The 19,897-nt window shown below is 65.4% G+C and carries 20 protein-coding genes; 8 read left to right on the top strand and 12 right to left on the bottom strand.

The genetic code is table 11. The features are described 5' to 3' along the window. Window positions 1-30: 30 nt before the first annotated feature. Entirely contained in the window at window positions 31-1,035 is a 1,005-nt protein-coding gene (gene egtD, locus AB3X98_RS32685; RefSeq protein ID WP_368606034.1) for an L-histidine N(alpha)-methyltransferase, read from the bottom strand. 479 nt (window positions 1,036-1,514) lie between these two features. Between egtD and rarD the strand changes: the two genes are divergently transcribed. Then, window positions 1,515-2,408, top strand: a complete 894-nt coding sequence (rarD, locus tag AB3X98_RS32680) for an EamA family transporter RarD (protein ID WP_368606035.1) — start codon at window positions 1,515-1,517, stop codon at window positions 2,406-2,408. An 18-nt stretch (window positions 2,409-2,426) separates the two neighbouring features. Here rarD and AB3X98_RS32675 read toward each other — a convergent pair whose 3' ends face one another. After that, a complete protein-coding gene (locus AB3X98_RS32675) occupies window positions 2,427-2,966 on the bottom strand; it encodes a DUF962 domain-containing protein (RefSeq protein WP_368606036.1) in 540 nt (179 codons plus the stop codon). A gap of 115 nt (window positions 2,967-3,081) precedes the next feature. On the opposite strand from AB3X98_RS32675, the gene AB3X98_RS32670 reads away from it, so the two are divergent. From AB3X98_RS32670 to AB3X98_RS32660, 3 genes are all read left to right on the top strand, one after another. Then, window positions 3,082-3,810, top strand: a complete 729-nt coding sequence (locus AB3X98_RS32670; RefSeq protein ID WP_069261575.1) for a Crp/Fnr family transcriptional regulator — start codon at window positions 3,082-3,084, stop codon at window positions 3,808-3,810. Between the two features lie 176 nt (window positions 3,811-3,986). Next, window positions 3,987-4,628 carry an HAD family hydrolase gene (locus AB3X98_RS32665; protein ID WP_368606037.1) on the top strand — a complete coding sequence of 214 codons (642 nt, stop codon included), beginning with the start codon at window positions 3,987-3,989 and terminating at the stop codon, window positions 4,626-4,628. 81 nt (window positions 4,629-4,709) lie between these two features. Next, a complete protein-coding gene (locus AB3X98_RS32660) occupies window positions 4,710-5,951 on the top strand; it encodes a dienelactone hydrolase family protein (protein ID WP_069261577.1) in 1,242 nt (413 codons plus the stop codon). A 24-nt stretch (window positions 5,952-5,975) separates the two neighbouring features. Here AB3X98_RS32660 and AB3X98_RS32655 read toward each other — a convergent pair whose 3' ends face one another. From AB3X98_RS32655 to AB3X98_RS32645, 3 genes are all read right to left on the bottom strand, one after another. After that, window positions 5,976-6,236, bottom strand: a complete 261-nt coding sequence (locus tag AB3X98_RS32655) for a hypothetical protein (protein ID WP_069261578.1) — start codon at window positions 6,234-6,236, stop codon at window positions 5,976-5,978. 35 nt (window positions 6,237-6,271) lie between these two features. Next, the gene (locus AB3X98_RS32650; protein WP_069261579.1) at window positions 6,272-7,060 is read right to left on the bottom strand and encodes a DNA/RNA non-specific endonuclease; all 789 of its coding nucleotides are present in this window, start codon (window positions 7,058-7,060) and stop codon (window positions 6,272-6,274) included. A gap of 243 nt (window positions 7,061-7,303) precedes the next feature. Then, window positions 7,304-7,663 (bottom strand): DUF3564 domain-containing protein, encoded by a 360-nt coding sequence (locus tag AB3X98_RS32645; RefSeq protein WP_042268533.1) that lies wholly within the window; start codon window positions 7,661-7,663, stop codon window positions 7,304-7,306. 306 nt (window positions 7,664-7,969) lie between these two features. Between AB3X98_RS32645 and AB3X98_RS32640 the strand changes: the two genes are divergently transcribed. From AB3X98_RS32640 to AB3X98_RS32630, 3 genes are all read left to right on the top strand, one after another. After that, a complete protein-coding gene (locus AB3X98_RS32640) occupies window positions 7,970-8,392 on the top strand; it encodes a rubrerythrin family protein (protein ID WP_069261580.1) in 423 nt (140 codons plus the stop codon). Window positions 8,393-8,536: 144 nt separating this feature from the next. Beyond that, window positions 8,537-9,874 (top strand): heterodisulfide reductase-related iron-sulfur binding cluster, encoded by a 1,338-nt coding sequence (locus AB3X98_RS32635; RefSeq protein ID WP_368606038.1) that lies wholly within the window; start codon window positions 8,537-8,539, stop codon window positions 9,872-9,874. Between the two features lie 39 nt (window positions 9,875-9,913). Further along, a complete protein-coding gene (locus AB3X98_RS32630; RefSeq protein WP_368606039.1) occupies window positions 9,914-10,495 on the top strand; it encodes a DUF3501 family protein in 582 nt (193 codons plus the stop codon). Window positions 10,496-10,513: 18 nt separating this feature from the next. Here AB3X98_RS32630 and AB3X98_RS32625 read toward each other — a convergent pair whose 3' ends face one another. Beyond that, window positions 10,514-10,978: an N-acetyltransferase family protein gene (locus AB3X98_RS32625; RefSeq protein ID WP_368606040.1), complete on the bottom strand. Its 465-nt coding sequence runs from the start codon at window positions 10,976-10,978 to the stop codon at window positions 10,514-10,516. 108 nt (window positions 10,979-11,086) lie between these two features. Between AB3X98_RS32625 and AB3X98_RS32620 the strand changes: the two genes are divergently transcribed. Beyond that, window positions 11,087-12,619 (top strand): PLP-dependent aminotransferase family protein, encoded by a 1,533-nt coding sequence (locus tag AB3X98_RS32620; RefSeq protein ID WP_368606041.1) that lies wholly within the window; start codon window positions 11,087-11,089, stop codon window positions 12,617-12,619. Here AB3X98_RS32620 and AB3X98_RS32615 read toward each other — a convergent pair. The 6 genes from AB3X98_RS32615 to AB3X98_RS32590 all read right to left on the bottom strand — a co-directional run bounded on the left by AB3X98_RS32615 (window position 12,567) and on the right by AB3X98_RS32590 (window position 19,892). Then, window positions 12,567-13,541, bottom strand: a complete 975-nt coding sequence (locus AB3X98_RS32615; RefSeq protein WP_368606042.1) for an aldo/keto reductase — start codon at window positions 13,539-13,541, stop codon at window positions 12,567-12,569. The genes AB3X98_RS32620 and AB3X98_RS32615 overlap by 53 nt on opposite strands. 115 nt (window positions 13,542-13,656) lie before the next feature. Next, the gene (locus AB3X98_RS32610; RefSeq protein ID WP_368606043.1) at window positions 13,657-14,961 is read right to left on the bottom strand and encodes an NAD(P)/FAD-dependent oxidoreductase; all 1,305 of its coding nucleotides are present in this window, start codon (window positions 14,959-14,961) and stop codon (window positions 13,657-13,659) included. Further along, window positions 14,961-16,253, bottom strand: a complete 1,293-nt coding sequence (locus AB3X98_RS32605; protein ID WP_368606044.1) for an NAD(P)/FAD-dependent oxidoreductase — start codon at window positions 16,251-16,253, stop codon at window positions 14,961-14,963. The genes AB3X98_RS32610 and AB3X98_RS32605 overlap by 1 nt, the downstream gene beginning before the upstream one ends. 62 nt (window positions 16,254-16,315) lie before the next feature. After that, window positions 16,316-17,896 carry a DUF3138 family protein gene (locus AB3X98_RS32600; protein ID WP_069261586.1) on the bottom strand — a complete coding sequence of 527 codons (1,581 nt, stop codon included), beginning with the start codon at window positions 17,894-17,896 and terminating at the stop codon, window positions 16,316-16,318. A gap of 113 nt (window positions 17,897-18,009) precedes the next feature. Further along, entirely contained in the window at window positions 18,010-18,924 is a 915-nt protein-coding gene (locus tag AB3X98_RS32595; protein WP_069261587.1) for an ABC transporter permease subunit, read from the bottom strand. Further along, complete coding sequence (locus tag AB3X98_RS32590) at window positions 18,921-19,892, bottom strand: ABC transporter permease subunit (RefSeq protein WP_368606045.1); 972 nt, start codon at window positions 19,890-19,892, stop codon at window positions 18,921-18,923. Before AB3X98_RS32590 ends, AB3X98_RS32595 begins: the two co-directional genes overlap by 4 nt. Between the last annotated feature and the right edge of the window lie 5 nt (window positions 19,893-19,897).

Here is a 19,897-nt window from a genome sequence, read left to right as displayed (position 1 = left end):
GGCGCACCGCTTTTTCGTTTCGGACGCCGCTTACTTCACGGCTAGCAGGCTCTCTGCGAATCCCCAATCCTTTTCGACCCACTGACGCGTGCATTCGAAGCCCGCGTCGGCGGCGATCGCCGGGATTTCGTCGGCGTGATACTTGTGGCTGCTCTCGGTCCAGATCGTCTCGCCTGCGCCGATGTCGACGGTGAGATGCGCCGAGCGCACTTCGGCATGCACGTCGCGCTTCGCGCGCAGATGCATCTCGATGCTGCGCACGTCCGGATTGAAGCGCGCGACATGCTCGAAGTCGTGCAGGTCGAAGTCGGCGTCCAGTTCGCGGTTGATGCGCGACAGCAGGTTCAGGTTGAATGCGGCCGTGGCGCCGATGGCGTCGTCGTAGGCGGCGATCAGCGTATCCACGGGCTTCACGAGGTCGGTGCCGAGCAGCAGCGTGTCGCCGGGGCGCAGCATCGCGCGGATGTCACGCAGGAAACGCGTGGCCGCGAGGCGCGCGAAGTTGCCGATCGTGCTGCCGAGAAAGAGCACGAGCAGTTGCTCGCCCTCTTTGCGCTGGCGGCTCACTTCGGACAGTCCGGCGAGATAGTCACGCTCGTAGCCGACGATCGAAATGCGCTCGATGTCGGCCAGTTCACGCCGGCACAGTTGCAGCGCGGTACGCGAAATCTCGATCGGGCAGTACGACGTAGGGCGCTTGCGGCACAGCGCTTCGAGAATGCGGCGCGTCTTGCGGCCGCTGCCGCTGCCGAGTTCGGCGACTTTCACGTCGGAGGGCAGCGCTTCGACGATCTCGGACGCGTAGCGCGTGAGCAGGCGCTCCTCGCTGCGCGTGACGCCGTATTCGGGCAGCACGGTGATGACCTCGAAGAGGGCCGAGCCGACTTCGTCATACAAATATTTCGACGGCAGTTCCTTTTGCGGCGAGCGCGTCAAACCGGCGCGCACTTCGGCGGCGAATGTGCCGGCGGCGGGCGAAAGGCCGAATGCACCGGCGGGGTCGGCAACGGCGGGGCGGGGCGCAGAAGATGGCATGCGGGCTCCAGGGGGCGTTGGACGTTGGGGACGGCGTCGTGAATCACGGCGGCGGGCGCTGGCGTGGCGCTCCGGGATAAGCCGGGCTGCGGCTCCAGCGGCCCCGGTGAAATCTCGCTCGTCGAAGCGAATTCCAGCCGCGAGTTCCAGCCGCGGTTTGCAGCCGGTTAAGGCGACGGCGGGCTGGCGTGGCGAGACTTACGTTCTAGTCCATCGTGGCGTGATCTGCCGGACAAAATTGCTCGCCCTGCACCAGGGCGCAAAGCGCGCACGGCGTGTGCCCGCCTTGTCCGGCGCGGGTTTGCGCCGCCTGCCGCCGCCCAAACGCGACTAGAATGCGGTCTCGCCGACGCCAACGCGCGCCCAAGCCTTATTCAATAGCCAATTCAAATGACAACGTTCTTACCCGCGCGTGCGAAAACTACGCACCGCGCCGTTCGCGATCCCGCTGTTAGCGCTTTCTGTCACCGCGTGTCCCGATGAACCAGTACGAACCCGGGCGCGGCATTGCGCTTTCCGTGGGCGCTTCGGCGCTGTTCGCGCTGATGTCGGCCTATACGCTCCTGCTCGCGCCGCTCGGCGGCCTCGACATTTTTGCGTGGCGCGTGATCTGGACCGCGCCCGGTGCGCTGGCCCTGCTGGTGCTGCGCAAGCGCGCGCCGCAATTGCGCGCGCTCGTCGCGCGCATGGTGAAGGAGCCGCGCACCGCGCTCGCCCTGGTGGCGAGCGCCGCGCTGCTGGGCTCGCAGCTATGGGTGTTTCTGTGGGCGCCGCTGCACGGGCGCATGCTGGAAGTGTCGCTCGGCTATTTCCTGCTGCCGCTCATCATGGTGCTGGTAGGACGTTTTTACTATCACGAGCGCCTCGAGCCGCTGCAATGGCTCGCCGTGGCGTGTGCCGCCGTGGGCGTGGCGCACGAGTTGTGGACGACGCACGCGTTCTCGTGGCCCACGCTGCTCGTCGCGTTCGGCTATCCGCCGTATTTCGTGCTGCGCCGCAAGATCCACGCGGATTCACTCGTCACCTTCGCCGTAGAGATGCTGCTGCTCGTGCCGGTGGCGGTGATCGAAGTGCGTGCGGGCGGCTCGCTCGCGCTGCTCGACGCGCACAAGTTCCTCGCTTTCGCGCTGCTGCCGGGGCTCGGCGTGCTCAGCACCGTTGCGCTCGCGTCGTACCTGAACGCGAGCCGGCTGCTGCCGATGGCGCTGTTCGGCATCCTCGGCTATGTCGAGCCGGTGCTGCTCGTGATCGTTTCGGTCACGCTGCTGGGGGAGCACCTGGGCATGCGCGAACTCGGAACTTACGTGCCGATCTGGCTCGCCGTCGCGCTCACGGCCGTGCACGCGGCGCGGCTCATCCGGTTCGAGCGCTGAGGACCTTGCAACGGCCGCTTACTGCCGCGCTTCCTGAGCGCGCGGCGGATTGATACGCGTAGGGCCCACCTTCGCCTCGATCGCCGCCCGCAGCGCCGGGCGCCAGCCGAGGCTGAAGAGCGCTTCGGCGAGCACGAAGAGCGGGCCGATCATGAGGCCGATGAGATCGTCGACGAAGGCCGGCTTGCGATGCTCCCACGCGATATGCCCGACGAACTGGAAGATCCAGCCGACCACGAACAGTCCCACGCCGCCGCCCAGCCACGCGGCGGTGCCTTGCTGCGCGAGCCACGCGCCGAAGGCCACGCACGCGACGGAAACGACCGCCATCATGAGGCCGATCGGCACGTCCAGTACGAGGTAGTAGATCGTCGCGGCGCCGAACAGGAGCCACGCCGGCGAGACCGGAACCGGCATCCCGAGTGCGATCACCGGACGCGAAAGCAGGACCGCAAGCGCGAGCACGATGAGCGGAATGCCGACGAAATGGGTGCCGATGTTGCGCACGTCGCGGTGATAGGCCGCGTACTGGGTGAGCTGCCCGGTCAGGTTTCTCATGGGTGTCTCTCTGTCTCCAAAATCATTATGATCGTCGGGCTGACGAGCGCAAACCTTCGGCTAGCCGACAATTGCGCTGCTTTGTGACTCGCCTCGCCCCGCTTGCCCTGTCCCGATGCCCTCACGTTCCGTCCCGCCCGTCATCGCCAGTTCGCCGTCCGCCGCCGCGCTCGAGCGCAGCGCATGGTTTCGCGGCGCGCCCGCACCGTTGCGCGACGCGCTGCGCGCGGCGGGGCGCGTGCGCACGCTGCAGGCGGGCGAGCGCCTTTTCATGCGCGGCGACGCCGACGACGGTCTCTACTGCGTGCTGGAAGGCGTGGTGCGCGTGGGGGCGGCGAGCGTCGCGGGCCGCGAGGTGCTGCTCGCCGTGGTCGGGCCGGCGCACTGGTTCGGCGAGATCGCGCTTTTCGACGGCGGCGCACGTACGCACGACGCCTACGCCGAGCGCGACTCCACGCTCTTTCATGTGCCGCGCGCGGCGCTGGTGGCGCTGCTCGACGCAACGCCTGCGTACTGGCATGCGTTTGGTCTGCTGCTCGCGCAAAAGCTGCGACTCGCGTTCGACGCGATCGAGGAGACCGCGCTGCTGGGCGCTTCCGCCCGCGTGGCGCGCCGGTTGCTGCTGCTCTCGAACGAGTACGGCGAGGCGGCAGGCACGCAAGGCGGGCAGCGCGCGCGCCGTGTGATCAACGTGCCGCAGGAGGATCTCGCGCTGATGCTCGCACTCTCGCGGCAAACGGTGAACCAGATCCTGCGCCAGTTCGAGCGCGAAGGGTTGCTCGCATTGCGCTACGGCGAAATCGAGATCGTCGATGCCGCCGGTCTGGCGTCTAACGCGCAATGACGCTAATGCATCGGCATCGATGCGCGTCCATATCGATACATGTTGACGAATTGCGTCAACATCACGGGCGCGCTTGGGCTGCGTTGCAGCTGCATCGCGTTTGCGCCGACAATGACGCCCGTTCGGCGCGCCCAGCCGCGTCGCCTTTCCCTTCCATGCCAGGCCCCTACCGTTTCATGAACGACCGCGTCGCCGCCGCATTCGACTTTGATGGCACCATCACCACGTCCGACAGCTTTCGCGCGTTCATGCTCGACGCCGCCGGCCCCGCCCGCTTCGCCGCCGCCGCGCTGCGCTGCCTGCCCTCGCTCATCGGCGTCCCGCTAGGCTGGTCGCCGCGCGGGCCGACCAAGGCGCGCTTCCTGTACGCCGCGATGGGAGCCGTGCGGCGCGAGGTGCTCGAAGCCGCCGCGCAGCGCTTCGTCGAGCGCCGTCTCCCCGCGCTGCTGCGCCCCGAGATGCTCGCGCGCGTGGCCGAGCACCAGGCGCTCGGCCATGAGGTCGTGCTCGTGAGCGCGTCGCCGTCGATCTATCTGCGCATGTGGGCCAGGACGGTCGGCATTGGCACCGTGCTTTCGAGCGAGCTCGAGTGGCGCGATGGCGTGTACACGGGCCATTTGGCGGGCAACAACTGCTGGGGGCCGGAGAAGGTCGCGCGGCTGCGCGCGTGGTGGGGGACGAACGCGCCCGCCACGCTCTACGCTTATGGCGACAGCCGCGGCGACAAGGAAATGGCCGAGCTGGCGCAGTACGCATGGATACGCGGCGAGTCGGCGCTGCCGCCGCTCGCGGCGGCGGGCGGCTTCGGCGCGGCGTGAATGGTGCGACGCGCTGCAGCGGCGCGCGATCGACGCTAATCTACGGCAGCTAAACCAGACCGAAGAGAGGAGACAGCCCCGATGAACGGACAATGGACCCAGGTGAAGTCGCACGACGGCGGCGAATTCCGCGCCTACACGGCGCTGCCGCCCGAGGGCAGCGGCCCCGGCCTCGTGCTGCTGCAGGAGATCTTCGGCGTGAACGGCTACATGCGCGCGCTCGCCGACCGCTATGCGGAGGAAGGCTACGTCGTGATGGTGCCGGACCTGTTCTGGCGTCTGGAGCCGAACGTCGATCTTGGCTACGAAGGCGCCGACGCGCAGAAGGCGTTCTCGCTCTACGAGCGCTTCGACGTCGACCTCGCGATGCAGGACGTGGCGCAAACGCTCGCCGCGCTGCGCGCGCACCCGCAACATCGCGGCAAAGTCGGCGTGGTGGGTTTCTGCCTGGGCGGCAAGCTCGCGTACCTGAGCGCGACGCGCACCGATGTCGATTGCGCGATCGGCTATTACGCCGTGGGCCTCGAAAACGATCTGGACGAAGCCTCGCGCATCACGTGTCCGCTGATGCTGCACTTCGGCGCCGACGACGCCCACTGCGACGCCGCCACGCGCGAGCGCATCGCGCAGGCGCTGGCGGGCAAGCCTGGCGTCGAGCTGTATACGTACCCTGGCTGCGATCACGCGTTCGCTTCGTCTTCGCGCTCGACGTACGACAAGCCCGCCACGATGATGGCCTACTCGCGCACGCTCGCCATGCTGCGCCGGGTGCTCGGTCCGATCTACGACTTCAACGCGCTGTGGGAAGAGCACTGCTACCACGAGTTCGTCGCGCGCAACCCAAGCGACGTGATGCCGACCATGGTCGCGCAGCCCTACGTCAACCACATTCCGACGATGACGGGCGGCGTGGGCCACGACGAGCTCAAGCGCTTCTACACGCACCATTTCGTGCATTCGAACCCCGAGGACACGCGCCTGATCCCGATCTCGCGCACGATCGGCTCGGACCGCGTGGTGGACGAGTTCATCTTCTGCTGCACCCACGACCGCGAGATCGACTGGCTGCTGCCGGGCCTCGCGCCCACGGGCAAGTACTTCGAGGTGCCGATGCTCGCCGTGATCTGCTTTCGCGGCAACAAGCTCTATAACGAGCACATCTACTGGGATCAGGCGTCGGTGCTCGCGCAGATCGGCGCGATCGATCCCACCGGCCTGCCGATCGCGGGGGCACAGAGCGCGAAGAAGCTGCTCGACGAAACGCTGCCCTCGAACACGCTCATGGCGCGCGCCTGGAGCGAGAGCGAAGGCAAGCCGTTCTAAAGCGTGCGCTTCGCGTGGGCCTGATCAGTTGAACGGATTGTCGACGACCCCGGGCTTCCGGTCCGGCTCGTCGGCAACCTTCGCGGGCAGGTGCGGATCGGCCTGCAGTGTCTTCACGACGTCGTCGAGCGCCGCCTTCAGCGCCAGCGCAGCGGCGAGCCCGCGCTTGTCGCGCGTGAGTTCGAGCGTGCCGGCGAGTGTCACGCGCGTCGTGCCGTTCGTGAGCGTGAGCGCGTCGCCTTGCACGTTGAGCACGTCGTTGTCGTTTGCATATGCGTCGAACACCTTGTGATCCTCCTTATGCGTAATGGGGGGCGCGCCTACCAGCCCCATTTGCTCACGGCAAAGCCGCGGCCATTGAACGAAACTTTTTCCTTCGCCGCGACATTCGCCGGAATTCCGGGGAATGAAATGCCGCTCTGCGCTTCGAGATCGCGCACCGAGCGCACGTCGTAACGATCGACAGCCGTATTGTCCGCGACGATCGCGAACGCGAGCTGCTGCGAAGGCACGTACACGACCTTGAAGATCTGCGTCGGCACGAGCACGCGCGTCGCGCCGATCGTCTGGAGCTGTGCGCCAGTGAACAGCGGACCGGTCACGACATAGGCTTCGCCATACTTCGACGCGAGCTTGCGCACGGCGCTTTCGATATGGGCCCAAAGGCGCTGGTTGTTGTCGCGATTCTGCGGAACGATATTGGCGAGTGAAAACGATTCCGCCATCGCCTGTGCATTCCAGCGGTTGCCTGCGGGGCTCATGTGGCCGCGGTCGAAGCCGCTGCGCTTGTAGTCGGCGAGCGTCGCGCCTTCGCCTTCGGGCAGGCGGTCGTCCTCGAAGAAGCGGTTCGTGCGCGTCATGTCCTTCGCGGCTTCGAGGTGGTCGCGCGTGAGATGCTCGGCGGACCACAACGGCCCGTGCGTGACGCCCGAATGCAGCACGGCAAAATCCGAATAGCAGAGCATGCGCGTTTTCGGCGCCATGCGCTGATTCGTGAGCGTTGGGAACTGGCCGTCGGGCACGAATTGCGAACAGGCCGGTGCGGCTATTGCATGACTCGCGGCGGCGAGCAGCAGGGAGGCAACAAGCGAGGCAAACAGCTTCTTCATCGAAAGGACAGGCTGGACTGGGGTAGGATCAAGCGGGCTGAAAGTATAGCGGGCGCATGACGCGCGTGGAGGCGGGAGAAAAAATGCGGGCGCAAAAAAACGCGCGCCCGCTCAAGGGCGGGCGCAAGCGAGAGGTGACGCACAAACAGCTGCAATGAGCGCGGCAGCGTTGCGTTGCTGCGCGAGGAGCGAGGCGGCAAATGATGCCGCCTGCATTCAATCGGTCAGATCATCAACAACGACTCAGCCTGCAAAAAGCGAATGCTCGGCGCGGACCATCTGACGGTCCACAGCCTGGAGTCGCCATTGGCCCTCCATCGGCGAGTGCGAGGTTTCGCACGACCATGTCGCGTCGCCGTGTGCTGAACTGATTTCCTGGCGGCGGTTTACATGCAGGCCGCGTAACGTGCACAGCGGCTCGTTTTCGAGCGGTGCGCACAGCGACGTGACACCATTCACGTCGCGCAATTCACCCCATTCTGGCAGGTCGATCCCTTCGTGAGACTCGCGGGACCAGCGTTGCTGGTCGGTATCGAGCCAGAGCACTGCATAGTCGTGATTGACGGTCGGATCGGAACCGTTGATCAAGATTGTAAGTCGCATGGCATCTCCGCAAAATTGATCGGGCGCGTCGGCAATTTCCAAGTCTAGGACGACTCCGCGCGCGCGCAAAGTGAAGAGTGCAGGACAGTTCGTCGCGCGCACGGCGCGTGCCTGAACCCGCCCCCTTTCCGCGCATTTCGGCTCGCGTAAACCCCGCTACGCTATCGCTGGGATTGAAATTCACAATTGGGAACGCAAACGCCACAACCTAGATTAATAGTGCGGCGAAGTCGCCCACGCATGCTGCATTGCACGAGGCGAATTGCGTCGCGTCCCCACATTTCAGGTCGAACGATGGAGGCACAGATGGCACAGCTAAAGGGCTCGAAGACGGAACAGAACCTCAAGGATGCATTTGCCGGCGAATCACAGGCCAACCGCCGTTATCTGTATTTCGCAGCCAAGGCCGACGTAGAAGGACAAAACGATGTCGCGGCGCTGTTTCGCTCGACCGCTGAAGGCGAAACCGGCCACGCGCACGGCCACCTCGAATATCTGGAAGCGGTAGGCGACCCGGCCACCGGGCTGCCGTTCGGCACCTCGCGTCTGAATCTGCAGGCGGCCATTGCGGGCGAAACGCACGAATACACCGACATGTACCCCGGCATGGCCAAGGTCGCGCGCGACGAAGGCTTCGACGAAATCGCGAACTGGTTCGAGACACTGGCCAAGGCGGAGCGCAGCCACGCCAACCGCTATACGAAGGCGCTGGACGTGCTGGCGGACTGAGGCGCATTGGGCATCGCCGCGTGCCTGACGGCACGCGCCCATGACGCGCGCGCTTTTGTTTCGCGTGCCGGGCAAGCACCGGCGCGCGTTCGCGCGCGCCCACCTAGCCGTGTATTGGGCTGATAAATAAAAGAAGGAGACGTCATGCCCCACAAGGAAGGCAGTCTCGAAGCGCCAACCCGCCATTCGCTCGACTGGCGCTCCGACGCTTTTTACGACCAGGGCCAGCTCGATACGGAACTCGCGCGCGTGTTCGATATCTGTGCGGGCTGCCGGCGCTGTGTGTCGCTATGCGGCGCGTTTCCCACGCTGTTCGATCTCGTCGATGAAACCGATAGCGGCGAAGCGCACGACGTCGACAAGGCGTCGTTCGACAAGGTCGTCGACCAGTGTTACCTGTGCGATCTCTGCTACATGACGAAGTGCCCCTACGTGCCGCCGCATCCGTGGAATGTGGACTTTCCGCATCTGATGCTGCGTGCCAAGGCCGTTCATTACCGCAAGGGCGAAGTGAAGCTGCGCGACCGCGTGCTCTCGAATACCGACGCGCTCGGCCAGATCGCCGGCATTCCCGTGGTGACGCAAACGGTCAACGCGATCAATCGCACGAAGGCGATGCGCGGCGCGATGGAAGAGATGCTGGGCGTCGATCGCAAGGCGTGGCTGCCCGATTTCGCTACACACAAGTTTCGTAACGTTGCTAAACGCGCGGGCTCGAGCGACGTGCGCGACGGCGAGCGCACGCCGGGCAAGGTCGCCATTTACGCGACGTGTTACGTGAACTTCAACGAGCCCGGCATCGGCCACGATCTGCTCGCGGTGCTCGACCACAACGAGATTCCCTACGAGCTAGTGAAGAGCGAATGGTGCTGCGGCATGCCGCTGCTGGAGCAGGGCAATCTGGAGGGCGTGGCGCACAAGCAGGCGCAGAACATGCCGATGCTCGCGCGTTACGCGCGCGAAGGTTATGCGCTGATCGGCGCGGTGCCGAGTTGCGTCCTCATGTACAAGCATGAGCTGCCGCTGATGTTCCCCGACGATGCCAACACGAAAGCCGTAAGCGACGCGTTCTGGGACCCGTTCGAGTATCTCGTGGCGCGTCATCGCGACGGCCTGCTCAAGACCGATTTCCGTGCGCCGCTTGGCAACGTGTCGTATCACGTGCCGTGTCATGCGCGCGTGCAGAACATCGGCCGCAAGACGTTCGATCTGCTTTCGCTCGTGCCCGAAACAAAAGTGACCGTTGTCGAGCGCTGTTCGGGCCACGCGGGCACGTTCGGCGTGAAGAAGGAATTCCACGCCATGTCGATGAAGATCGGCACGCCCGTATTCAAGCAGATGGGGCAGGCCGAACCGAATTTCATCTCGTCCGATTGCCAGCTTGCGGGGCATCACATTGCGCAGGGCATCGAAGAGAACCAGCTAGGCGAGCCGCCGCTCGCTCACCCCATTACCTTGCTGCGCCGCGCCTACGGCATCTAGGCCCCGACGCCAACCCGCAACATTCACGAGGCACGACTCATGACGATCGCGAGAAATTCGCTGTTGACGCTGGAAGCCTACGCCAGGGTGCGGGGCGACATGCGCAAACGCATCATCGAGCACAAAAAGCAGCGCGTGGTATCGCTCGGCAATCACCTCACGTTCCTGTTCGAGGACGAGACGACGATCCGCTACCAGATTCAGGAGATGCTGCACATCGAAAAGATCTTCGACGAAGACGGCATTCAGGGCGAACTCGCAGCCTATCTGCCGCTCGTGCCCGACGGCGGCAACCTGAAGGCGACCATGCAGCTCGAATACGCGAGTGAAGTCGAGCGGCGCGCGGCGCTGGCGCGGCTGATCGGCATCGAGGACAAGGTGTTCGTCCAGGTGGATGGCGAGCCGCCCGTCTACGCGATTGCCGACGAGGACCTCGAACGCGAGAACGCCGAAAAGACTTCGGCGGTGCATTTCGTTCGCTTCGAACTCACGCCGCAGATGAAAACGCGCTTGCGCGAAGGCGCCGCGCTCACGATAGGCTGCGATCATCCGAATTACCGCGTGCCGACCCAGACCATCGACGGCGAGGTGCGTGCCTCGTTGCTCAAGGATCTCGCCTGAGGCGCTTCAGACGCCCCATCAAACGTCCTTGCGGTACATGACGAAGCCAGGCTTCACGGCCACGCCGTCGTAAAGCCGCATGGCCGTGTGATTCGTCTCGTGCGTGTGCCAGTACACGCGCGCCGAATTCGACGCCTTCGCGTGCGCATACACGGCCTCGATCAGCGCGCGGCCCACGCCCTGGCCGCGCGCGTCTTCCACGGTGAAGAGATCCTGCAAATAGCAGATCGGCCCTTCCAGAATCGTGTTGCGGTGATAGATGAAGTGCACGAGGCCGAGCACGCGTTCGCCGCGCACGGCGATGAACGCGTGCATGGGCTCGTAGCCGTCGAAGAAGCGCGACCAGGTCGTGCGCGTGATGTGCTCCGGCAGCGCGGTGGCGTCGAAGCGGCCGTAAAAGCGGTTGTAGCCGTCCCAGAGCGGCAGCCATGCAGCGAAATCGTCGGGTGCGACGGCGCGGACCACAAGCGTCGTGTCGGTCATGTGTTGTCTCCTTCTCCTTGTTGACAGGCTTTCCCGGACTCCCAAGCGTAAGCGACTTGTGGCACCATTGTTAGTCCCACAGAAACTAAAAACAATGGAGCCACGGGTTTGGACTACGCGTTGATGATGACGGCCTATGCGAAGCGTGCCGTGCGCAAGCTCACGCAGCAGGACCTGCTTTACGAGAGCCTGCGCCGTGCGATTCTCGACGGCGACATTGGCCGCGGCACGCGCCTCGCGTCGAGCCGCGCGCTCGCGGAGCAGCTCGGCATCGCGCGCAACTCGGTGCTCTATGCGTATGAGCGACTCGTGGAAGAGGGCTTCGTCAGCGCGACGCGCCATGGTTCGGTCGTCAACGCGGTCAGCGCCGGTGCAGTCGCAACCCCGACCCAGACCACGCAGCGCGAAGAACCCGTGCCTGCGCTTGCGCGCCGCGTGCGCGAACTGCCGCCGCGCCGCGCGGGCCGCGACGGTTCGAAGGCGCTGCGCCCAGGCGTGCCCGCGCTCGACGCGTTTCCTTACGCGCAATGGCGCACGGCGGTCGAACGCGCGCTGCGCGAGTTGCGCGCGCACGATCTCGGCTATGGCGACAGCGCGGGCATGCCCGCACTGCGTCAGGCAATCGCGCAATACGTACGCGTGTCGCGCGGCGTGCGCTGCCAGCCCGACCAGGTGTTCGTCACGGACGGCACGCAGTCGAGCCTCGACCTGTGCGCGCGTCTCTTCGCGGACGAGGGCGAACGCGCGTGGATCGAAAATCCGGGCTACCTCGGCGCGCGCGTGGCGTTCACGGCCGCGGGGCTGCAACTCGTGCCGATGAGTGTGGATGCGGCGGGCATGTCGACGCGCCCCGAGGACTGGCGCGAGAGGCCGCCGCGACTCGTCTATCTCACGCCGTCGCACCAGTATCCGCTGGGCTGCGTGCTGAGCCTCGAGCGGCGGCTCGCGCTGATCGAGCAGGCGCGCGCGTGCGGCGCGTGGATCGTCGAGGACGACTATGACAGCGAGCTGCGCCACGACGGGCCGCCGCTGCCGTCGATCCAGGGCCTCGCCGACGACGCGCCCGTAATCTATCTCGGCACCTTCAGCAAGACGCTGTTTCCGGCGCTGCGCATCGGCTTCATGATCGTGCCGCAGCGTGTGGCCGCGCAGTTCGCGCAGGCGCACCACACACTCGTGCGCCAGGGGCGCGTGGCGGAACAACTGGCGCTCGCGGAATTCATCGAAAGCGGGCGTTACGCGCGCCATTTGCGGCGCATGCGCAAGCTCTACGAAGAGCGCCGCGACGGTCTGGTCGCCGCCATCGACAAACATCTGGTCGGCGTGATGACGGTGTCGGCGGACGCGGGCGGCATGCATTTGAGCGTACGCCTCGACGCGCCGCTCGCCGACGCCGATGTGAGCGAAGCCGCGCGCGCACACGGCCTGCATCTCTCGCCGTTGAGCGCGTATTGCGTCGATGCACCGGACGCCGCGCGCTACAACGGCTTCCTGCTCGGCTATGCGGAAACGCCGCCGCAGGTCGCCGACGCGCTCATGCAGACGCTCGCGCGCATCGTGCGCGAACGTCTGCCAGCGGCTTCATCGCTTACTGGTGGCCCGCAATCACATGCGGCAGATACGGCGCTTCGAGTGTCCTGATCTCTTCGTCCGAGAGCTTGAGCGAAAGCGCCGCCACAGCGTCTTCGATGTGCTGCGGCTTCGACGCGCCGATGATCGGCGACGTGATGGCGGGCTTGTGCAGCAGCCACGCGAGCGCGACCTGCGCACGCGGGACGTCGTGAGCCCGCGCGATGGTGGCGACCGCATCGATGATAGCCTTGTCCGCATCGGCGCCATAGAGGGTCTTGCCGAACTTGTCGGTGGCCTCGCGCTCGCTCGTCTCGTTCCAGTCGCGCGTGAGGCGGCCGCGCGCGAGCGGGCTCCATGGCATGACGGCAATGCCCTGGTCGGCGCACAGCGGCAGCATTTCACGCTCTTCCTCGCGATACAGCAGGTTCACGTGGTCCTGCATGCTGATGAATTCGGTCCAGCCGTTTAGGCGCGAGGTGTAGAGCGCCTTGCTGAACTGCCACGCGTGCATGGAAGAAGCGCCGATATAGCGCGCCTTGCCGGCCTTCACGACATCGTGCAGCGCTTCGAGCGTTTCTTCGATGGGCGTGTTGTAGTCCCAGCGATGGATCTGGTAGAGATCGACGTAATCGGTGCCGAGGCGCTTGAGGCTATGGTCGATTTCCGTGAGGATGGCCTTGCGCGACAGGCCCTGGCCGTTCGGGCCGGGCCGCATGCGGTTGTACACCTTCGTGGCGAGCACGATGTCGTCGCGCTTGACGAAGTCGCGCAGCGCGCGCCCGACGATCTCCTCCGAGGTGCCGTCCGAATAGGTGTTCGCGGTGTCGAAGAAGTTGATGCCGGCGTCGAGCGCCTGGCGGATGAGCGGGCGGCTGGCGTCCTCGCCGAGCGTCCACGGGTGCGCGCCGCGTTCGGCCACGCCGTAGGTCATGCAACCGAGACAAAGACGCGAAACCTGCAGCCCTGTCGAGCCGAACCTGACGTAATCCATTGCTGGTGCTCCTTGCGAATAGGCGTTTCAAGCAGAGGAAGTGCGTGCGCCGCGCGAGCGCGGCGGACTTTCGCAAGGGTATAACAGGCCGGCGGAACGTGCAGGGCGTGCCGCGTCAGAACATTTCCATCACACGGTGGTAGAGCATGCCGATTTCGAGCGCGGGCCGCCGCCACGCGGGGCCGCCGGGGAAGCGCGCGTGCCGCAGCTGCGCGAACAGATCGAACGAGGCGCGCTCGCCGACGATGGCCTGCGCAACGAGACGCCCCGCCATGCCCGTGAGCGCCACGCCGTGCCCCGAAAAGCCTTGCACATAGTAATAATTCGGGTCGATCGCGCCGAAGTCGGGCGCGCGGTTGCGCGTGACATCGACGAAGCCGCCCCATGCGTATTCCACGCGCGCACCGGCGAGCTGCGGGAAGGTATCGCTCATGCGCGTTTGCATGGCCGCTGTAAGGCGCTCGGGCGCGGCACCGGTCGAATCGGCGCGGCCGCCGAACAGCATGCGGTTGTCCGCCGAGACCCGGAAGTAGTCGAGAAAGAAGTTGTTGTCACATACGGCTGAACGTTGCGCGATCAACGAGTCGGCCAGCTCGCGCCCCAGCGGCTCGGTCGCGATGATGTACGAGGCGATGGGCGCGATACGCGCGGCCACGCTGCCGGGCAGCACGCCGCCCGGCGCGGCGTTGCAGCACGACACCACGAAGCGGCAGCGTACTTCGCCGTGCGTCGTTCTGACGACGGGCCGCGCGCCGCGTACGACTTCGAGCGCACGCGTATGCGCGAAGAGTTGCGCGCCTTCGCGGCGCGCTGCGTCGGCGAGGCCAAGACAGTACTTGAGTGGATGCAGATGCCCCGAAACCGGATCGTAGACCCCCGCGATATAACGCTGCGACGCCACCCGTGCGCGCGTGGCGTCGGTGTCGAGCCATTCGAGTCGATCGTAGCCCCAGCGCGTGCGAGCGGCGTCCATCCATGCGCGTAGATCGGGCACGCGCTTCGTTTTCGTCGCAACGGTCAGATAGCCGGGCGTGAAGTCGCAATCGATGCCGTAGCGGGCGATGCGCTCGCGCACGAGGTTCACGCCCTCGATGGAGAGCGCCCACGCCGCGCGTATGCCCAGCGCGCCAAGCTGCTTTTCGAGCACTTCGTCTTTCGCGAAGCCCACGAGCGTCTGCCCGCCGTTGCGGCCCGAGGCGCCCCAGCCGGGACGATGGGCGTCGAGCACCACGACCGAAAGGCCGCGTGCGCGGCACTCCAGCGCGACCGAGAGTCCGGCGAAGCCCGCGCCGATCACACAGACGTCGGCGTCGAGCGTGCCTTCGAGCACGGGGTCGTCGCCGGCCGGGCGCGTGGCGGTGGCTTCGTAGTACGAGCGGCGGGAGAGGGCGTCCGCCTGGGCGTCGAGGTCGAGTGTCATCAAAGCAGGTCCTTCATCCGATACCACGCCATCGCGAGCACGAGGGCAGGGGTTCGCAGTGTAGCGCCGCCCGGGAAATCGCGGTGACGGACCTTGCCGAACAGGTCGAAGCGCGCGGCCTGGCCGTGGATCGCCTCGGCGATCAGCGTGCCAGCGAGTCCCGTGACGTTCACGCCGTGACCCGAGAAGCCCTGCGCGAAGTACACGGTGGACGAGAGGCGGCCGAAGTGCGGCGCGCGGTTCATTGTGATGTCCACGTAGCCGCCCCACGCGTAATCCACCTTTACGTCGGCGAGTTGCGGAAACGTCTTCAGCATGTCGCGGCGCATGGCTTCGCCCAGATTGGGCGGTGCGAAGGTGGAATAGCTCACCTTGCCGCCCCAGAGCAGGCGCGTGTCCGCAGCGGGACGGAAGTAGTCGAGTACGAAGCGGCTGTCGCATACGGCAGCCTGGGCGGGCATCAGCGCATTCATGCGTTCGGCGCCGAGTTTTTCGGTGGCGATCACATAAGTGCCCACGGGCATGATCTTGCGCGCGAGCGCGGGAGCGAGATCGCCCAGATACGTATTGCATGCGAGCACGACGAACTTCGCGCGCACGCTGCCACGCGCGGTTTCGACCACATGCGCACCGTTTTCTTCGCGCAGTCGCGTGACAGGGCTGTTTTCGTACACGCGCACGCCCGCTTCGATCGCCGCACGCGCGAGCCCGAGTGTGTAGTTGAGCGGATGCAGATGCCCGCTATCGGGATCGTAGAGGCCGCCCGGATAGCGCGACGACGCGACGTAGCGTCCGACACCGTCGCCGTCTACATACTGGAACCGGTCGTAGCCGAAGCGCTGCGCCGCCTCGTCACGCCAGCGCTTGAGCGCATCCACGTCGCGCGCCTTGTTTGCGGCGGTGAAATAGCCTTCCGTGAGCGCGCAGTCGATGTTGTGCTGCTTGACGCGCCGCTTCACGATGTCGAGCGTCTCCAGGCCCATGTCCCAGATCTGCCGGACCTCCGCTTCGGGCATGAACTGCGCGAACGTGTCGATATCGCAGGCAAAACCGCCAATCAACTGCCCGCCGTTTCGCCCGCTTGCGGCCCACCCCACTCGCGAGGCTTCCACGAGCGCGACGCGGTGGCCGCGTTCGGCGAGATTAAGCGCGGCGGAAACACCCGTGAGGCCCGCGCCGACCACGCAGACATCGGCATCGAGCACGCCTTCGAGCGCGGGGTGCGTGGTCGAGTCGTGGGCGGTGGCCGCGTACCAGGACGGGGCATGAGGCTGATTGGCGAATTTGAGCATAACGGAAAGCGAATCGGGAAACAGCGGGCGACAGCACGAGGCCGCCGCCCGCCGCGACTTCATCAGAACGAGTAGATGAACTGCGCGCCCAGCAAGTCGTTGCTCTTGCTGTACGAGCCGTCGCTGTTCAGGAACACGCGCTGCGTGGCCCAGTCGTGGCGATATTCCACCTTCACCTGGATCTGCTGCGTCGGGAAGAACAGCAGGTCGAGCGCGACGTCCTGACGTGTTGCACCCTTGCACTCGAAGCCGAAGCCGCCGCCGGCCTTCGAGTTTGCCAGGCAGTCCGCACCAATGCCGAAGCCGTTGGCCGTATCCATGCCGTTCGAGTTGAGCACGATGCCGCCGCCACCACCGCCGTTCTTGCCGTTCGCGAGCAGGTCGTAGCGCGCCGTCACGCCCATGCGGCCCACCACCGGTGCGAAGAACTTGCGGTGCGCGAGCAGTGAGAAGCCGTACCACTGCGCGTTGCCGCCGTTGAATGCCGCGCGCTGCTGCTGGCCGTAATCGACTTCGGCGTTGTACTGGATGTCCGCGAGCGTGTAGCTTGCGTCCACTTCGCCGAAGAAGAAGTAGCCGCCCGAGCTCGATGCCTGGCCACCCACGCCGTACACGGCCTGACCCGTCGTCGAATCGAACGCGCTCGGCAGCGTCTGGCGGCCGATGTTGAACGAGCCGCCGATGTCGAGTGCGCTAGACCACGTGTAGTCGGCTCGCGCCGTGAACGTCGGGATCCTGTTGCTCGTGGTGATCGGGTCGCCCAGCGCGTTCTGGCCCGTCTGCACGACCGCGCCATTGGTGCGGTACTGCTCGTTGCCGATCATGAACTTGAACGCCCACTGGCTGCCGCTCGGCGTGTAGTTCCAGCCGATACCCACATAGCTGCCCGGATCGGAGAAGTCGTAGAGCAGGTTATGCGTGAGCGTGAGCATCTGGTTGGACTGCTGCACCTCGTAGCCGCCAAAACTCGGCATGAGACCGGCGACGAACGTGCCCGTGGCAGTCACCGGCACGGTAACGACTGCCGTGTTCAGGATGTTGTTGCCAATTTCGCCGTGCTCGTTCTGCAGCAGCGTGATGCCGTTGCCGCGGTTGGGCATGAGCGTGATTTCGGCCGAAGGCGCCATCGGGCCCACGCCGAAGGTCTTCTTGATGTCGAGATAGACATCGCCGAACGTGCTGTTGAAGTAGTTATACGAACCCGTGTGGTTCGCGAACAGGAACGACGAGGTGCCCGGTGCACGGTTGTAGATGTACGTCGGGTCGATGTAGCCGGTGATCGACAGGCCCGCGAGCGGACCGGTGTTGGCGGCGTCGGTGAGCGAATCGACCTTGAGCTGCTGGTTCGCGATCTGCTGCTTCATCGCATCGACCTGGTCGTTGGTCAGGTTCGCCTGCGCCTTGCCGTAGTCGGGCGAGCTGATGTCGACCGGCGCTGCTGCGGCTACGGGTGTCACCGGTGCTGCGGCTACCACCTTGCCGCTGCTCTTCGACTGTGCCAGCTCGGTCTTCAGGGACTTGACCTCTTTTTGCAGGGCGTTGAGCTGCTCCTGCAGGGCCTTGATCTGTTCGCTGGTCGAGTCGGCAAAAGCGAGCCCTGGCAACGCCCCGGCCACCAGCAGACAGATTAACTTCTTCTTCATTGGAATTCTCCTTGTTGGTCGTTAATACAGATACTTCGGCGTGTGGCTGGGGCGCGGCGGGCGGCGCGCACCGCCACCCGCACGGGTCGCATAGGCTTCTTATGGATTGCTCGTCACGCCGCGCGCCGTCCGATCGGCGCACCCACCGCGCCGGCAGGGGCGGCGGCTGGCGTGACGGCTTCGGCGGCATCGGGCTGGACGAAGGCGAGCTGCATGTCGCGCATACGCTTCTTCTCGCGTGCGCTCATCAGCTGGTTCACGGCGATCACGCCGATCGTTACCGCGCTGATGAAGAGCGTGGCGAGCGCGTTCATCTCCGGGTTCAGGCCGAGACGTACGCGCGAGAACACGACGAGCGGCAGCGTGGTCGAGCCCGGTCCGGAAAGGAACGCGGACAGCACGAGGTCGTCGATCGAAAGCGTGAACGAGAGCAGCCAGCCCGAGAGCAGCGCCTGCGAGATGAGCGGCAGCGTGATGACGAAGAACACCTTGAGCGGCGTGGCGCCGAGATCGAGCGCGGCTTCCTCGAGCGACTTGTTCATCTCCTTCACGCGCGACTGCACGATGATCGCGACATACGACACGCACAGCATCACGTGGCCGATCCACATGGTCAGTACGCCACGTCCCTTTGGCCAGCCGAGCAACTGCTCCATTGCAACGAAGAGGAGCAGCAGCGAGATGCCTTGAATGACCTCGGGAATTACGAGCGGCGCGTTGATCATGCCCGCGAAGAACGCGAAGCCCCTGAAGCGGCCCATGCGGGCGAGCACGTAGCCGGCCCATGTGCCGATCGCGACAGAGGCGAACGCCGTCATCAGACCGATTTTCAGCGACAGCCACGCGGCGCTGAGCAGTTCGTCGTCCTGCAGCAGGGCGGCGTACCACTTCAGCGAGAAGCCCGACCAGACGGTGACAAGCTTGGACTCATTGAACGAATACACGACGAGGCTGACGATCGGGATATACAGGAACAGCATGCCGAGCGTGAGCACCCCTGCGGAGAGTGCGCGATTGGGCTTGATCATTTGCGGTCCTCCAGTTCCTTGACCTGGTTGTGCTGGAAGAGAGCCATCGGCACGAGCAGCAGCAGCACCATCGCGACGGTGACGGCGGACGCCATAGGCCAGTCCATGTTGTTGAAGAACTCGTCCCACATCACGCGGCCGATCATGAGCGTGTCGGCGCCGCCGAGCAGTTCGGGAATCACGTACTCGCCCACGGCGGGAATGAACACGAGCAGGCTGCCCGCGATGATTCCGTTCTTCGAGAGCGGCAGCGTGATCCGCGTGAAGGCCACCCAGGGCTTCGCGCCCAGGTCGTAGGCGGCTTCGAGCAGCGTGAGGTCCATCTTCACGAGGTGCGCGTAGAGTGGCATCACCATGAAGGGCAGGTACGAATAGACCATGCCGATGTAGACGCCCGCGTCGCTGTGATAGAGACGCAGCGGAGAGTGGATCAGGCCGATGGCCATGAGCGCGTGGTTGAGCAGGCCGTCGTCCTTGAGAATGCCGATCCACGCGTACACGCGGATCAGGAACGAAGTCCAGAACGGCAGCATCACGGCCATCATGAGCAGGTTGCGTGTGGCCGGGTTCGAGCGCGCGATGTAGTAGGCGATGGGGTAGCCGATCAAGAGGCAGAAGATCGTCGAGACTGCCGCCATCTTCAGCGAGCTGATGTACGTGGCGATGTACAGGCTGTCCTGCAGCAGGAACGCGTAGTGGCCCAGTTGCAGCGCGAAGTGCACCACGCCGTCCTTCATCTCGACGAGATTCGAGTAGGGCGGTACGGCCATCACCTGGTCGGCGAAGCTGATCTTCAGCACGAGCACGAACGGCAGCGCGAAGAACAGCGTGAGCCAGATGAACGGCACGCCGATCACGGCGGTGCGGCCCGAGGGCACGAAGCGCGAGAAGAAGCGCGCGAGCGCGCCCCGGCGAGCGTCTGCGGCGGCGCGGCCTGAGCCGGGCGTGGCGGGAATGGTGGTACTCATGATGA

The organism is Paraburkholderia sp. BR14312 (assembly GCF_040948675.1).
Lineage (GTDB): Bacteria > Pseudomonadota > Gammaproteobacteria > Burkholderiales > Burkholderiaceae > Paraburkholderia > Paraburkholderia nodosa_A.
Note: the sequence above shows the minus strand (reverse complement) of the source record. Positions and strands in the feature narration are given on the sequence as shown.